Below are 15506 nucleotides of genomic sequence, written 5' to 3'. Positions count from 1 at the left end.
TGAGACGCCGCGTTCATCCTGCCCATGAGGGACTAATGACAACCGGGGTGCTGCAATGACTGAAATAACAAAACTTACCTATATGGAAGAGATACAGCTGGATCGGGACCAGCTTCACACGCTTTACGTGCGTTTCGGCCCCGTTCAGGCTGATCGGGACCTGAACCAATCGCTTGAAGATCTGGCGCTTTGGCTGGCTCGGCTTCAGAAGGCGCGAAAACTGGGGAAACACGAAGATCTTCGTTCTGGTGCTGATGAGCTTAAAAAGATCGCAAGGCGATTGGGCATGACAACATTGGCCCGCGTGGCGCGTGATGTCGCGGAACTTTGCCTGACACATGATGCAGCTGCGCTATCTGCCACAATGGGACGCCTGACCCGTGTGGGGGAACGCAGCCTGATTGCGGTTTGGGATCTGCAGGATATGTCGCTTTAGGGGTCGACGCGAAGAACAGGGATTGCCCCCAGACATGAGGGCGCTACTCTGCAGGGCAACACGGGACACCAACAGACCGAGGCCCCCATGACCCTGACTTTCGCTGCGAACACCAAACACGCAATCCCTCTTCACCTGATCGAAAAGGGCGATAAAGCAGCTTTGAAGAAGTTGCCCGAGCAGGCCCAAAACTGGGCTGATGCCAACGGGTTTGATGGAACCCTTGGTGAATGCCTGATTGTGCCCAATGCGTCCGGTGATATTGAGATGGCGCTGGCAGGGCTTGGCACCACAAACACACGGGCGCGCAAACGCTTTGGTGCGGTGGCAGCACGGGCCAAGCTTCCTGAAGGTGTCTATCGGCTGGACAGTGATCATTCGGAGTTGATCACGCAGGAATTCGCCCTGGGCTGGCTTCTGGAAGGGTATCGCTTTGACCGCTATGCCAAGCAATCCGCCCCTAAAGCACAGCTTGTTGCGCCCAAAGGTGTCGATGCTTCGCGCCTTGAAGCCATCACCGCTGGCGAAAAAACAACACGTGATCTGATCAACATCCCGGCCGAGGATATGGGGCCGGATGAACTGGAAATGGCTGTCCGTGATCTGGCCAAAGAATTTGATGCCAAGGTCAAGACAACAACAGGCGAGGTCCTGTTGGATGATAACCTACCCATGATCCATACCGTCGGACGTGCCGCCTTGCGCGCGCCACGACTGATCGACTTGCGGTGGGGTAACGATGGTCCGTCGCTTACTCTGGTGGGCAAAGGCGTGTGTTTCGACACAGGCGGGCTGAACCTGAAGCCCGGTGCCTCGATGGGGTTGATGAAGAAAGACATGGGTGGTGCTGCCAACACTCTGGGGCTGGCACAAATGATCATGGCGCTTGGTCTGAAACTGCGCTTGCGCGTATTGATCCCCGCCGTAGAAAATGCGGTTGCTGGCAATGCGTTTCGACCGGGAGACATCTTAACTTCGCGCAAGGGCCTAACAGTCGAGATCAACAATACCGACGCCGAGGGTCGCCTTGTTCTGGCCGACGCGCTGGCGCTGGCGGATGAAGAAAAGCCAGACCTCATCGTGTCGATGGCGACGCTGACAGGCGCCGCACGTGTCGCGGTCGGCCCCGACCTGTCGCCGTTCTATGCAACCGAAACAACAGACGCCGACGCCTTGCGCCAAGGTGCAAAATCCAGTGCTGATCCGGTCTGGGAAATGCCCTTCTGGGACCCCTACGAAACCATGATCGAACCCGGAATTGCTGATCTGGACAACGCACCGAAAGGCGGGTTCGCGGGTTCGATCACTGCGGCGCTCTTTCTGAAGCGCTTTGTGACGGATACGCCGCGCTACATGCATTTTGATATTTACGGTTGGAACCCCACCGCCGCGCCGGGCCGCCCAAAAGGTGGCGTGGGAATGGGCGCGCGGGCGCTTTTGGACGCTTTACCTGATATGTTGGACCTATGATGGATCGTCGCCTTACCCCCGCCAACGAAAACGTCGCGCATGAAAGTCTGCGTGGTAAAGTCAACGCCCCCCGTTTTTCCGAAGGTGAGCTGAAGCAGGTTGTCGGTGACAGCTTTCTGCTGGATGCACCCAGCGGGAGCCGCGATCGGCAGGTCCTGTCGGGTGATCAGTTCAACATTCTGGATGGCGACGATCACATGGTCTTCGGCCAGTCGTTGAAAGACGGTTATGTTGGGTATCTTGAGGCATGGGGTCTGGGCGACCCCCAAACCCTGACCCATCGGGTGACGCATCGCACTACACACATGTATCCCGAACCGAATTTCAAAACGCCGCACAACAGTGTGTTTCATATGAACAGCCAGGTGCAGGTGGTGGCCACTGAAGGCAAATGGGCCGAAGTGAAACTGCCCAAAACCCCGATGTCGGCCCCGAAACATGGCTATATCCCGATGTCCCACCTGTGCCCAATCGACGAGTACTCCTCGGATCCTGTTTCGATTGCCGAGCAATTTTTGGACACGCCTTACGTCTGGGCTGGAAATTCTGGCTTTGGCATCGATTGTTCCGGTCTTGTTCAAGCTGCTCTGCTGGCCTGTGGGATCGGCTGCCCTGCGGATAGCGATCTGCAAGAGGCCGCGTTGGGTCTGAACATTCCCAAGGACGCACCGCTTCAACGTGGTGATTTGCTGTTCTGGAAAGGCCATGTGGCAATGGTGGTGGACGACACGCGGATGATCCACGCGAATGCGCATGATATGTCTGTGGTGTACGAGGATATGGCATCCGCCGTTGCGCGGATCGAAGCCCAGGGCGATGGCCCGGTTACATCACGTAAGCGGCTGTAAGGATTAATCGACCGCGCGGATCAGCTTACGTTCCAGCACCCGTAGCACAGCGCGCAGATCGCTACCGCGTTTCAGGATACGCCCGTCCATACCAATCACAGAATACTGCCCCTGCTTACCGCGCAGCTTGGGCCGTTTCTCGATTCGATAGATTGGATGCTCTGCCGTGCGCCGGAAGATCGAGAATATCGCAACATCGCTTAGAAAGCTCATCCCGTAGTCGCGCCATTCTCCGGCGGCAACCATTTGACCGTAGAGCCCCATAATCGCACCAAGCTCGATACGGTTGAAGGCGACCTTCTCGGCCGGTTTGCCTGCCCCTTGAAAGGGCGTCGCTGTTTGCCAGTTCATAACTTCAGACTGGACCGCCATGGTTAACAAATCAATACCTGCCCCATTTTTGCCCTGAAAACTTCAGCAAGTTTTCATCCGGTGACCGTTTTGACGCCCCGATCACAATGGATAGTTAACGAATAGCGAGCGAAAGCTCTTACCGGTGCCGCATGAACAGCCCCCACCCAGTATGCGGCACCGGGGCTATTGTTAACCTCTCCAATCGTCAACACTATTGACCACGCGGTCGGTTTTATGCATCCTACTTAAGAGTGATCTTTGGGGGGACCATATGACGCCGCAGGAAATTGCCGAACGAAGTGCCGAAATTATGTGGGCAGACGATCCGGCCAGCCAAGAATTGGGAATGCGGATGGACCGTGTTGGCCCCGGGCGCGCTGTCCTGTCCATGGTCGTGCGCAAAGATATGGTGAACGGACACGGCACCTGCCATGGCGGGTTTTCCTATGCGCTGGCGGACAGTGCTTTCGCCTTTGCATGTAACAGCTACAATGACCGCGTGGTTGGGCAGCATTGCTCGGTCACGTATCTAAGCCCCGGCAAACTGGGTGAACAGCTGACCGCAACCGCAACCGAGGTCAGCCGCGCAGGCCGTTCTGGCATCTATGACGTGACAGTCACCGGTGATGACGGTCGCGTTGTGGTGATCTTCCGCGGCCATTCACGGCAAGTATCCGGCACCCATTTCGACGAAAAAGACTGATGACGTGAGGCGGGACTGATCCCCGCCGGAGGAGAGATATGAAAGACCTGACACCCCGCAAGGAAGACCTTGATCCGATTGAAATCGCATCACGTGATGAAATTGCCGCCACGCAACTGGAACGCATGAAGTGGTCGCTGAAACACGCCTATGACAACGTGCCTTTCTATAAGAAAAGCTTTGATGATGCGGGCGTACACCCAGATGATCTGAAAAGCCTCTCGGATCTGGCAAAGTTTCCGTTCACAGTGAAGCAAGATTTGCGTGACAACTATCCTTTCGGTCTGTTCGCAGTCCCCCGCGAGCAAATCTCGCGTATCCACGCGAGTTCAGGCACCACGGGGCAGCCAACCGTCGTTGGTTATACGAAGAACGACCTTAAAATGTGGTCGAGCGTTGTTGCGCGTTGTATGCGGGCCTCGGGTCTGCGTCCGGGTGATGTGCTGCACAACGCCTATGGTTACGGCCTGTTCACAGGTGGTTTGGGTGTGCATGGCGGCGCTGAAGCAGCCGGTTTGACCGTGGTGCCGGTGTCGGGCGGGATGACCCAACGCCAAGTCCGCCTGATCGAAGATTTCCGCGCCGATGGCATCACCGTGACGCCATCCTATGCGCTGTCCATTCTGGACGAATACGCAAAGCAAGGCATGGATCCACGCAAAAGCCCCTTGAAGGTTGGCATTTTTGGTGCCGAGCCTTGGACCAACAACATGCGCCGCGAAATCGAAGACGCCTTCGACATGCACGCAGTCGACATCTACGGCCTGTCCGAGGTGATCGGACCGGGCGTCGCCAACGAATGTGTTGAAACCAAAGACGGGCTCCACATCTGGGAAGATCATTTCTATCCCGAGATTATCAACCCCGACACTGGCGAAGTGGTCGAGGATGGCGAGCTGGGCGAGCTCGTCTTCACCTCGTTGACCAAAGAAGGCTTCCCGATCATCCGCTATCGCACACGCGACCTGACCCGTCTTCTGCCGGGCACTGCACGGTCCATGCGCCGGATGGAGAAGATCACCGGGCGCTCAGATGACATGATCATCCTGCGCGGTGTGAACGTCTTCCCGACCCAAATTGAAGAACAGCTGATGGACGTGCCCGCGCTTAGCCCGCACTTCCAGATCGAACTTGTGCGCCCTGGCCGTATGGACGAAATGCATATTCATGTGGAAATGGCCGATGGTCAGTCGCAAGAAGGTGCCGAAGCCGCCGCACGCGCTTTGTCCGGCAAAATCAAATCCAATGTCGGCGTCAGCGCCAAAGTGCATGTTGCAGACGGTGGTAAGGTTGCACGAAGTGAGGGTAAGGCTGTAAGGGTCGTCGACAGCCGACCAAAGGAGTAATCCATGCCACGTGGGATCGCCCGTGATCATGAAGAAAAACGCGCTGCCATCCGCAAGGGGGCAGCGGCCTATTTCGCAGAGCACGGGTTCGATAGGGCGTCGATGACGGCGGCCGCCAAGCATTGCGGTGTGTCCAAAGCGCTTATCTATCACTACTACGATAGCAAAGAGGCACTGTTGTACGATATTCTGGATCACCATTTGTCAGGATTGGTCGCCGAAGTCGAAGCAGCACCTGAAACCGACGGGCTGCGTGGCCTCGTCCGGGCGATCTTGATTGCCTATAAAGGCGCCGATGCAGAGCATAAGCTTCAGCTGGACAGCCTGAATGTTCTTGAGCCGGACCAACAAGTTCCCTTGTACGAGCTTCAGAGACGGATGATCGACATGATGGGGGCTGCTTTGAAGAAAGAAGCCCCAGATCGGTTCGAAAACGGTGCCAATCTGCGTGCAGTGACCATGTCAGTCTTTGGTATTTTGAACTGGTACTACATGTGGAACCGACCAGGGAAAGGTCTGAACCGCGAGGATTATGCAGACCTCGTCACAGACATTATCACCGGCGGCATCCACAACCTGTAACCACAGGGCTGGACGGGAAATCGCCGATCACGATCCTGTCAATTCTCTTTCACAAGGTTTCGGCTAAGCTTGGAGTGAATCACTTCCAGCCCTAAGAGGATGCCCGATGAAAATTGTAAAACAGCTTAGCATTGCCGCCGTTGCCCTGACCATTTCGGTTGCCGGTGTAGCCGCTCATGCGGACGCAACCAATCCCACCGTAATTAAACGGATGGAAGCCATGAAGGCCATTGGGGGGTCGATGAAAACCCTGTCAGGCATGGCAAAAGGTGAAATGGAATTTGACGCGACCAAAGCAAATGCTGCCGTCGCAACCATTGCGGAAAAAGGTATGACGGTGCCTGCCTTGTTCGAAGCCAACGAAGCCGATCCCGCCACCGAAGCGCTGCCAGCGATTTGGGAAAACTGGGATGACTTCGTCAAGAAATCCGAAAATATGGTGATGGCGGCCAAAGGTGTGGCTGAGATCTCGGATCAAGGTGCGATTGGTGCCGCGCTTGGACAGATTGGCGGAACTTGCAAAGCCTGCCACGACGATTATCGCGTGAAAAAGTAATCTCAGAGTTTGCGAAAGGCGCGGCTGTTAACGCGGCGCCTTTCTTAACTTGTCAGCCGCACCAGATGCGGTCGATCAGACCCTTCTCATCGATACTGATGTTCAAGCGGTCAAGCTGATAGTCCTGCGTATAAGCCATACCTGGTCGGACCAAGCGATGGTTGCTGGGCAGGTTCAAGTCCAGCAAAGCGGCCGCGTCTTCACCCTTCAGATGCATAAACTTACCCGCCCCGCAGTCTTCCTGCGGAACGTCTGTTGGCGGGGGCATCTCGGCGGACACACATCCACCCAACGCGACGGCGATAGGAATAAGATATCGTAGTTTCATGCACCTAAAATCCTGCCAATGTCGTCCCAAGGCAAGTGCTGGTCGCTACCTTGTTGATAATTGCGCGGGTTTCGCCCACCTTTGGGTCAACTGATTACTAGGAGGAATCCCATGCGCACCCGTGCTGCTGTTGCCGTAGAGGCTGGCAAACCACTTGAAATAATGGAAGTGAACCTTGAGGGCCCGCGTGCCGGCGAGGTGCTTGTTGAAATCAAGGCCACTGGCCTGTGCCACACCGACGAATTCACCCGATCCGGAGATGACCCCGAGGGGATCTTCCCGGCCATTCTGGGCCACGAAGGCGCAGGCGTCGTGATTGAGGTGGGCGAAGGTGTTACCTCGCTTGAGGTCGGCGATCACGTGATCCCGCTTTACACGCCCGAGTGTCGCGAGTGCGACTATTGCCTGAACCCGAAAACCAACCTCTGCCAGTCGATCCGATCAACCCAAGGGGCTGGACTGCTGCCCGATGGCTCGACCCGGTTCTCGATGCTGGATGGCACGCCGATCCACCATTACATGGGCTGCTCGACCTTCGCCAACCACACCGTTGTGCCCGAGATCGCGCTGGCAAAGGTGCGCAAGGACGCTCCGTTTGATAAGATCTGCTACATCGGCTGCGGCGTCACCACCGGCATTGGTGCCGTGATCAACACCGCCAAAGTCGAAATCGGTTCGACCGCCGTCGTGTTCGGTCTGGGCGGCATTGGCCTGAACGTGATCCAAGGCCTGCGTATGGCAGGTGCGGATCAGATCGTTGGCGTCGACCTGAATGACAGCAAAGAAGAAATGGGCCGCCACTTTGGCATGACCGATTTCGTAAACCCATCGAAGGTGGACGGCGATATCGTTGCCCATTTGGTCGAGCTAACGGGCGGCGGTGCGGATTACAGCTTTGATGCCACGGGCAACGTGAACGTGATGCGTACCGCGCTGGAATGCGCCCACAAAGGCTGGGGGGAATCGATCATCATCGGTGTCGCACCTGCAGGGGCCGAAGATCTCAACCCGCCCCTTCCAGCTGGTCACCGGCCGCGTCTGGCGTGGCACGGCATTTGGTGGGGCTTCGGGCCGGACCGACGTGCCCAAGATCGTCGACTGGTACATGGATGGCAAAATCGAGATCGACCCGATGATCACTCACAAGCTGAGCCTTGATCAAATCAACGAAGGGTTTGATCTGATGCACAAAGGTGAAAGCATCCGCGCCGTGGTCGAATACTGATCCACATGCAAAATCTGACAAACCAAGGGGGCTTCGGCCCCCTTTTTCTTTCTTGCGCGACAGAATGTAGACTTGCCTTCCCGTGTCAAATCCATAAATTAGAACCATTCTAATTCAGGAGCTTTCCATGCTGTCCGCCACCCTTCACCGTCGCCGTTTCTCGGATCTGTCTGAGCAGGAAATTCTGGCGCTTGCCATTTCGAACGAAGAAGACGACGCGCGGATTTATCGGCAGTATGGCGAACATTTGCGCGAGGAGTTTCCATCCTCGGCCAAGGTCTTTGACGGCATGGCCGAAGAAGAGGATGAACACCGTCGGCTGCTGATCGAAGCGCATCAGGCTCGGTTTGGGGATGTGATCCCTTTGATCCGGCGCGAACATGTGGCCGGTTTCTACGCACGCCGCCCGGTCTGGCTTGTCGAAAACCTTGGCCTTGAAACCATCCGCGCAGAAGCGCGCGAGATGGAGCGTCAGGCGGAGCAGTTTTATCGAAAAGCAGCGGATCGTACGTCGGATGCAAATACGCGCAAACTTTTGGGTGATTTGGCGGCCGCAGAAGCAGAACATGTCCATCTTGCCGGTGATTTGGAGGCCAAACATCTGGGTGAAGAAGACCGTCAATCCGAGGATGAAGCAGCACATCGCCAATTCATCCTGACTTGGGTGCAACCGGGTTTGGCAGGGTTGATGGACGGGTCTGTTTCAACGCTCGCTCCGATTTTTGCAGCGGCCTTTGCCACACAAAACACACACACCACGTTCCTTGTTGGTCTTGCAGCCAGTGTGGGTGCCGGGGATCTCGATGGGCTTCACCGAAGCCGCGTCGGATGACGGAGAGCTTTCGGGGCGCGGCAGCCCGGTCAAGCGCGGCTTTTCATCGGGCATCATGACCACCATCGGCGGTTTGGGGCACGCCCTGCCCTATTTGATCACCGATTTCTGGACAGCAACCACCATTGCCATCCTCGTCGTGTTTGTCGAGCTTTGGGCCATCGTCTGGATTCAGAACAGGTTTATGCAAACCCCGTTCATGCGCGCAACGTTGCAAGTTGTGGTTGGGGGCGCGCTGGTCTTTGCGGCGGGTGCTTTGATCGGCGGCGGCTAGGCTGGACCATCATCGTCCCTAGTCTGGAGATACCTTCAGCCACTTCCCCGTCGCAAGCTGACCTCAAAATGGAGGTCTTATGTGTGATGCAAATGGAACGGCTGTCGGCACGGTCTTACTTGAAAACACCCGTATGCGCGTGACCGAGTGGCGGTTTGCCAAGCGTGGCGACAACACGGGCTGGCATAAGCATGCTTATGACTATCTGGTCATCCCAATGTTTGACGGCATTCTGCAGATCGATCAGCCCGATGGAGCACGCGTTGAAGCGAAGCTTCAGAACGGTGTTCCATATGATCGCAAGGCTGGTGTTGAGCACGATGTGATCAACGGCAACGACTTTGAATGCGCCTTTATCGAGGTCGAACTTCTTGAGGATGCACCTTCGTCCTAACCGTCGCATAGCCAAGCGAAATATTGCGTGTTAGGGCTTGGCACATGATCGATGTGCTGTTGCAAACTCTGCCCTTCTTTGCCCTGATCGGACTGGGCTATGGCGCTGCGGCGCGTGGCTTCTTTCCGCCCGAAGCAACCGCCTATCTGACCCGCTTTGTCTTTTACTTTGCACTTTCAGCAATGCTGTTTCGCTTTTCCTCGAACCTGACTTTGTCCGAGGTGATCAACTGGCCGTTCATCTGGGCCTATGCGCTGGGTGGTTTGGCGGTCTACATCCTTGCGACAGTCGTCGCGTTGCTGCGCAAACGCGGTGCGCAGGAAGCCGCAGTCGAGGCCCAATGCGCCGTGATCGGCAACACCGGCTTTCTGGGCGTACCCATGCTTGCCCTTCTGTTGGGCGAGGCCGCAATTCCCGCGGTCATGCTGGTCCTGGCCATCGATCTGTTCTTATTCAGCAGCCTTATCGTCATCATCATCACAGGCACCCGCGATGGCCGCCTCAGCCCAGCAGTCTTGGGAACTGTCGGCAAAGGGTTGATCTCGAACCCGATGATCGTATCGATGGCGCTTGGTTTCGCGTGGTCGGCAACCGGTGTTTCACTGGCCGAGCCGATCAGCCGTTTTCTTGACCTCTTGGCCGGAGCCTCAACCCCTTGTGCGCTTTTTGCCATTGGCGCTTCACTGGCCACAAAATCGGCCGAACGAATGTCAGTCGCTGGCTGGTTAAGCTTTGCCAAGCTTGTCCTGCATCCACTGGCCGTCGGTACGTTGGCCCTGTTGGTGTTCGATGTTGAGCCCTTCATGGCAGGTGTGATGATTGCCGCCGCCGGTCTGCCCGTCGCAGGGAATGTATACATGCTTGCCCAGCACTATGGCGTGGCACCTCAGCGGGTTTCGTCAGCGATCCTTCTGTCGACAAGCCTATCGATTTTCACCGTGTCCGCCATCATCGCCTGGGTAACATCATGACTATTCTGACCGGCGCGTATCGCCTATTTTTCCCGGCCGCCCTACTGTTCGCCAGCGCCGCTATACCGCTGTGGATCATAAGTTTTGCGGGGGCAGCCTCACCAAACAGCGACCCGATGCTTTGGCACCAACACGAGATGCTGTGGGGCTATCTTCCCGCAGCGCTTGCCGGGTTCCTTTTTACCGCAATCCCAAACTGGACCGGGCGGCCCGCGATTGGCCCAGCTGTCTTGCTGGCTTTGTTTCTTCTATGGTTCGCGGGGCGCGCAGCCATGTTCAGTGCACCAGATGCGTTGTGGGCGCAAATCGTTACCACGGGGTTCCTGCCTGCAGTTGCCGTGCTTGCCGCGCGTGACATCGTGCTTGCGGACAATCGCCGCAATCTGGTTGTCGTCGGCATGATTTTTGCACTGAGCCTTTCTCAGATCCTATTTCTTTGGATGGACCGCGACACCGGCCTAACCGCTGGGTTTTCGGTGGCACTGTTGATGCTGGTTCATATCGGCGGTCGCGTCACGCCAGCCTTCAGCCGAAATTGGTTGAAGAAACGAGGTGCGACCAAGCTACCGCCTGAATTTGGGCTCATCGATCGCACGGCGTTGATCGCGACCGTGGTGACGGTGGCGCTTTGGATCGTGTTGGGAAACGGCATTGCAACTGGGCTGAGCGCAGGTTTGGCGACAATCGCATTAAGCCTGCGCCTTTCGCGTTGGGGCGGTTGGTCCGTGCAGACCGAGCCGCTTTTGCTTGCCCTTCATGTGGCTTACTTCTGGCTGGTCCTTTCCACAGCGCTTCTTTCGGCAGCTTGTTTAAGCGATTTCGCCACCATCGGGCAGGTGCATCATGCACTGGGCGCTGGAGCGGTTGGAACCATGACAGTGATCGTCATGCTGCGCGCGTTGTTGGGGCATTCTGGCAGACCAATCCAAGGAAATCTGTTCGACTGGTTCTTGTTGGCGACCCTGCATGCAGGCGCTGCTTTAAGGGTCGCGGCGGATTGGGCATCTGATCCCACCGTATTTTACCACGCAGGTGGCACGTTGTGGGCAGTTGGCATGTTGGCTGCCGCGATCCGCGCTTTCCCCATTGCCATCACGCCCCGGCTCTAGTTAGGTCGGTTCAAACCTATTGAAGGAGCCCACCATGGAAGTGATTTCGGAAAACGCCTGCTTCGGCGGCACGCAGGGTGTCTACAAACATGCCTCTGACGCGACTGGCACCGACATGACCTTTGGTCTTTTCCAACCGACTGAGGCGCAAGATGGTCCGGTTCCGGTGTTGTGGTATCTGTCTGGCCTGACCTGCACGCACGAGAATGCGATGACCAAAGCCGGAGCACAGGCTTGGGCCGCAGAACAGGGTATTGCGCTGATCTTCCCCGACACCAGCCCGCGTGGCGACGGTGTCGCTGATGACGAAGCTTATGACCTTGGTCAGGGGGCGGGCTTTTATGTGAACGCCACCCAAGACCCATGGGCCCCGCATTTCCAGATGTGGGATTATGTGACCGAAGACTCTTCCGGACCTTGTCTTCAACCACTTCGCACTCGACGCAGAACGTCAGGGCATCACGGGCCATTCGATGGGTGGTCACGGCGCGTTGACCATCGCGATGAGCCTGCCTGAGCGCTTCCGTTCGGTGTCTGCGTTCTCTCCCATCTGCAATCCGACCGGATCGGACTGGGGCAAGAAACAGCTGGGCGCGTACCTTGGCGAGGATACCGCGAAGTGGGAAGCCCACGACGCCTCGCTTTTGATGAAATCCACCGGGTTTGACGGGCCGATGCTAATCGACACGGGGACCAAGGATCAGTTCTTGGACCTGTTGAAGCCCGAAACTCTGGCCGAAGCCATTGCTGTTCGCCGACAAGAAGCAACTTTCCGCATGCAACCGGGCTATGATCACAGCTACTTCTTCGTTTCGACCTTCATGGAAGATCATGTGGGCTTCCATGCCGAAGCGCTCTGGTCCTAACACACCATGGCCGTCTATATCGACGCAGATGCCTGCCCAGTGAAAGCCGAGGCTGAAGCGGTCGCCACCCGCCACAAGGCAACCATGTATGTGGTGTCAAATGGCGGGCTGCGCCCTTCGCCCAATCCTTTGGTCGAGATGATTTATGTGCCTGATGGTCCTGACGTGGCCGACATGTGGATCGCCGATCGCGCTGGCCCCGGCGATGTGGTCGTCACAGGGGACATTCCACTGGCGGCAAAATGCGTCGAATCCGGTGCCGAGGTGATCCGCCACAGTGGCGAGCGCTTCACGCAGGCCAACGTACGTGAACAGCTGGCAATGCGTGACTTGATGACTGATTTGCGGGCGGCAGACCCATTCCGACAAGGCGGCGGAAAGCCCTTCTCGAAAGCTGATCGCGCACGTTTCCGGCAGGCTCTGGACACCGCCCTGCGCCGGGCCAGCGCATCCGGCCCGTAAAAAGTCACCGGCACTTTCACTCAGTTTTTCCCCTTAACCGGCCACGCCGGTTCGTGGTTCCATTCGCCCAGTGAAAAATTTGGGGCAGCTGCCCTGAACTTGAAAGGGACGTAAATGGAATCTCTTCTTATTAATCTCGTTTCGGGCGCAGTCGGCGGCAACGTTGCTGGTGGCCTTTTGAAAAATTTGAACCAAGGTACTCTGATCAACTCGATCGCAGGTATTGCTGGCGGTGGTCTTGGCGGATCGCTTCTTTCGATGCTTGGTGCTGGCGGTGTTGCTGATGCAGCCGGCGGCGGTGGCTTGGACATTGCATCCATCTTGGGCCAAGTGGCTTCGGGTGGTGTAGGCGGAGGCGTGTTGCTTGCTGTGGTAGGCGTTGTGCGCAACATGCTGGCGAAATAAGCCGAAAGACTTTTTTAGCGAGTGGTGGGGAAGGCTTAGGCCTTCCCCTTTTTCTTGGCCAAAACGACGCATTCGCTTGCCTATCCGACCTACGAGGACTAGTCAGTAAACGACACTGACCGGAGGGCAAGCCATGCCGCATAGCGACCCGAAAACGCTGGTATCGACCGATTGGCTGGCGAAACATCTGAAAGACCCGGATCTGCGCATCCTTGATGCCAGTTGGTACATGCCGGACATGGGTCGGGACGCGAAGGCCGAATACAACGCGGCCCACATTCCCGGCGCACGCTATTTCGACATCGATGAAATCGCCGACCTGCGATCCGACCTGCCGCATACGATGCCGCCGGTCGAGAAATTCATGTCCCGCGTACGCGCCATGGGCGTGGGCGATGGTCATCAGATTGTTGTCTACGATGGCATGGGGCTGTTTTCCGCTGCCCGCGTCTGGTGGATGTTCCGCTTGATGGGCCACAAGGACATCGCCGTTCTGGATGGCGGGTTGCCAAAATGGCAAACCGAAGGCCACCCTATCGAAGACATGCCGCCGGTCATTCGCGATCGTCATATGACGGTCAGCCGTCAGGCCCACATGATCAAAGACGTGACGCAAGTGGCTGCGGCCTCGAAGCTTGGCGACTATGAGATCATCGATGCCCGATCCACCGAACGCTTCCGCGGCGAGGTGGACGAGCCGCGTGAAGGATTGCGTTCCGGCCATATCCCGAACTCGAAAAACCTGCCATTTGGCGACCTTCTGAACGCAGATGGCACGATGAAATCCCCAGACCAGATGCGCGCCCAGTTTGAGGCCGCAAAAGTCGACCTGAAAAAGCCCGCGATCCTCAGCTGCGGCTCGGGCGTGACAGCCGCGATCCTTGCCTTGGCGTTGGAGCGTATGGGCCATGACCGCCACGCAGTTTATGACGGCAGCTGGTCCGAATGGGGCATGTATTCCGACCTGAAAGTCGAAACCGGAGAGTAGACGATGTTCACAAACCTGAAAGCCCAGCCCAAAGACAAAATCATGGCGCTGATGCAGCAGTATCGCGAAGACCCGCGTGATGGAAAAATCGACCTTGGCGTTGGCGTTTATAAGAACGCACTGGGTGTGACCCCAGTAATGCGCGCCGTTAAGGCCGCAGAAAAGGTACTCTGGGACATTGAAGGCACCAAAGCCTATACTGGTCTGGCAGGAGACCCGGCTTACGGCCGCGCTCTGACCAAGCTGGTACTGGGCGATGTGATCCCGTCTGAACGTCTGTCGATGGCTGCCCAACCCGGCGGCACAGGCGCGATCCACCAAGCGGTCGAGCTGATCAAGATGGCGTCACCCGATGCCACGATCTGGCTGTCGGCGCCGACGTGGCCAAACCACCCGTCGATCATCAAACATCTTGAGATGAAGATGGCCGAATACCGCTATTTCGACAATGAAAGCCGCGCGGTTGATTTCGACGGGATGATGGAAGACCTGAAGGGCATCAAGGCAGGCGACGCTGTTCTGCTGCACGGCTGCTGCCACAACCCGACCGGCGCGAACCTGACCTTGCCCCAGTGGAAAGAGGTCGCCGCGCTGATCGTCGAAAAAGGTGCAACCCCACTGATCGACATCGCCTATCAGGGCTTTGGCGACGGTCTGGAAGAGGACGCCGCTGGCGTGCGCCTGATCGCGCAAGCCGTGCCAGAAGCGCTGATCGCGGCCAGTTGTTCGAAAAACTTCGGCATCTATCGCGAACGTACCGGGTTGCTGGTTGGCATCTCGGAAAATGCCGAACAGGCTGGCATCACCCAGCAGAACCTGACCCACCTGAACCGTCAGAACTTCAGCTTCCCCCCGATCACGGCGCCCGTCTGGTGACCATGATCCTTGAGGATGAGGGCCTGAAAGCCGACTGGATGGCCGAACTGGAAGAAGTCCGCACCGGGATGCTGGGTCTGCGTGAGAAACTGGCAAACGAGTTGCGTGCTCGCACCGGATCAGACCGCTTCGGCTTCATCGCCGACCACCGCGGCATGTTCTCGCGCCTCGGCGCCACGCCCGAACAGGTCGAGGCGCTGCGTGTGGATCACGGCATCTACATGGTCGGTGACTCGCGGATGAACATCGCGGGTCTGAATGAGGAGACCGTGCCGCTGTTGGCGGAAGCGATTTCGAAGGTTGGGGTTTAGGTCTCAGGCCCGATTAAAGACTGACGGCTCTCGGTTTGCTGACCGGGGGCCGTTTTTATTTTAGGCTTTGGTGCCGGAAGGGCGGCGGAGACCCGTCTACGCAGAAACGTCCCGGCTGATCCCCTTGCTCAGTCATTCCCGCCGACTGAACTAAGGGCACCTATTCCTAG

General features: G+C 57.2%; 16 protein-coding genes and 3 pseudogenes. 17 read left to right on the top strand and 2 right to left on the bottom strand.

All coding sequences use genetic code 11. The features are described 5' to 3' along the window. Positions 1-55: 55 nt before the first annotated feature. The 3 genes from AC0L6A_RS03105 (at position 56) to AC0L6A_RS03095 (ending at position 2754) form a co-directional block, all read left to right on the top strand. On the top strand, positions 56-436 hold the full coding sequence (locus AC0L6A_RS03105) for a hypothetical protein (protein WP_473292133.1): 381 nt from the start codon (positions 56-58) through the stop codon (positions 434-436). A gap of 87 nt (positions 437-523) precedes the next feature. Continuing rightward, positions 524-1906, top strand: a complete 1383-nt coding sequence (locus AC0L6A_RS03100; RefSeq protein WP_473292131.1) for a leucyl aminopeptidase family protein — start codon at positions 524-526, stop codon at positions 1904-1906. Further along, positions 1903-2754, top strand: coding sequence for a C40 family peptidase (locus AC0L6A_RS03095; protein ID WP_473292129.1), 852 nt, complete (start codon positions 1903-1905; stop codon positions 2752-2754). The genes AC0L6A_RS03100 and AC0L6A_RS03095 overlap by 4 nt, the downstream gene beginning before the upstream one ends. A gap of 3 nt (positions 2755-2757) precedes the next feature. Here AC0L6A_RS03095 and AC0L6A_RS03090 read toward each other — a convergent pair whose 3' ends face one another. Then, on the bottom strand, positions 2758-3105 hold the full coding sequence (locus AC0L6A_RS03090; RefSeq protein ID WP_473292127.1) for a DUF2794 domain-containing protein: 348 nt from the start codon (positions 3103-3105) through the stop codon (positions 2758-2760). Between the two features lie 274 nt (positions 3106-3379). Between AC0L6A_RS03090 and paaI the strand changes: the two genes are divergently transcribed. The 4 genes from paaI to AC0L6A_RS03070 all read left to right on the top strand — a co-directional run bounded on the left by paaI (position 3380) and on the right by AC0L6A_RS03070 (position 6295). Further along, positions 3380-3811, top strand: coding sequence for a hydroxyphenylacetyl-CoA thioesterase PaaI (paaI, locus tag AC0L6A_RS03085; protein WP_473292126.1), 432 nt, complete (start codon positions 3380-3382; stop codon positions 3809-3811). 38 nt (positions 3812-3849) lie between these two features. Continuing rightward, on the top strand, positions 3850-5157 hold the full coding sequence (gene paaK, locus AC0L6A_RS03080) for a phenylacetate--CoA ligase PaaK (protein WP_473292124.1): 1308 nt from the start codon (positions 3850-3852) through the stop codon (positions 5155-5157). A gap of 3 nt (positions 5158-5160) precedes the next feature. Further along, positions 5161-5739, top strand: a complete 579-nt coding sequence (locus tag AC0L6A_RS03075; protein ID WP_246927559.1) for a TetR/AcrR family transcriptional regulator — start codon at positions 5161-5163, stop codon at positions 5737-5739. A gap of 106 nt (positions 5740-5845) precedes the next feature. After that, entirely contained in the window at positions 5846-6295 is a 450-nt protein-coding gene (locus AC0L6A_RS03070) for a cytochrome c (RefSeq protein WP_246927560.1), read from the top strand. 52 nt (positions 6296-6347) lie between these two features. On the opposite strand, the gene AC0L6A_RS03065 is transcribed toward AC0L6A_RS03070, so the two are convergent. Further along, a complete protein-coding gene (locus AC0L6A_RS03065) occupies positions 6348-6623 on the bottom strand; it encodes an I78 family peptidase inhibitor (RefSeq protein WP_246927561.1) in 276 nt (91 codons plus the stop codon). Positions 6624-6734: 111 nt separating this feature from the next. Here AC0L6A_RS03065 and AC0L6A_RS03060 point away from each other — a divergent pair, with 111 nt between their 5' ends. The 10 genes and pseudogenes from AC0L6A_RS03060 (at position 6735) to AC0L6A_RS03015 (ending at position 15336) form a co-directional block, all read left to right on the top strand. After that, on the top strand, positions 6735-7781 hold the full coding sequence (locus AC0L6A_RS03060) for an alcohol dehydrogenase catalytic domain-containing protein (RefSeq protein ID WP_473292123.1): 1047 nt from the start codon (positions 6735-6737) through the stop codon (positions 7779-7781). A 194-nt stretch (positions 7782-7975) separates the two neighbouring features. After that, positions 7976-8954: pseudogene (mbfA, locus tag AC0L6A_RS03055) on the top strand (iron exporter MbfA). 79 nt (positions 8955-9033) lie between these two features. Continuing rightward, a complete protein-coding gene (locus AC0L6A_RS03050) occupies positions 9034-9348 on the top strand; it encodes a cupin domain-containing protein (RefSeq protein WP_473292121.1) in 315 nt (104 codons plus the stop codon). Between the two features lie 44 nt (positions 9349-9392). After that, entirely contained in the window at positions 9393-10319 is a 927-nt protein-coding gene (locus AC0L6A_RS03045; protein ID WP_473292119.1) for an AEC family transporter, read from the top strand. Further along, on the top strand, positions 10316-11428 hold the full coding sequence (locus tag AC0L6A_RS03040; protein WP_473292117.1) for an NnrS family protein: 1113 nt from the start codon (positions 10316-10318) through the stop codon (positions 11426-11428). Before AC0L6A_RS03045 ends, AC0L6A_RS03040 begins: the two co-directional genes overlap by 4 nt. A gap of 34 nt (positions 11429-11462) precedes the next feature. Next, positions 11463-12294: pseudogene (gene fghA, locus AC0L6A_RS03035) on the top strand (S-formylglutathione hydrolase). A gap of 6 nt (positions 12295-12300) precedes the next feature. Further along, positions 12301-12756: a YaiI/YqxD family protein gene (locus AC0L6A_RS03030; RefSeq protein ID WP_473292115.1), complete on the top strand. Its 456-nt coding sequence runs from the start codon at positions 12301-12303 to the stop codon at positions 12754-12756. 114 nt (positions 12757-12870) lie between these two features. Further along, the gene (locus AC0L6A_RS03025; protein ID WP_473292113.1) at positions 12871-13161 is read left to right on the top strand and encodes a hypothetical protein; all 291 of its coding nucleotides are present in this window, start codon (positions 12871-12873) and stop codon (positions 13159-13161) included. 133 nt (positions 13162-13294) lie between these two features. Continuing rightward, the gene (sseA, locus tag AC0L6A_RS03020) at positions 13295-14149 is read left to right on the top strand and encodes a 3-mercaptopyruvate sulfurtransferase (RefSeq protein WP_473292112.1); all 855 of its coding nucleotides are present in this window, start codon (positions 13295-13297) and stop codon (positions 14147-14149) included. 3 nt (positions 14150-14152) lie between these two features. Continuing rightward, positions 14153-15336 (top strand): annotated as a pseudogene (locus AC0L6A_RS03015) (amino acid aminotransferase). Positions 15337-15506: the final 170 nt, after the last annotated feature.

This window comes from Aliiroseovarius sp. D2-2 (assembly GCF_055809455.1).
This window is presented reverse-complemented; position numbering and strand designations above follow the sequence as displayed.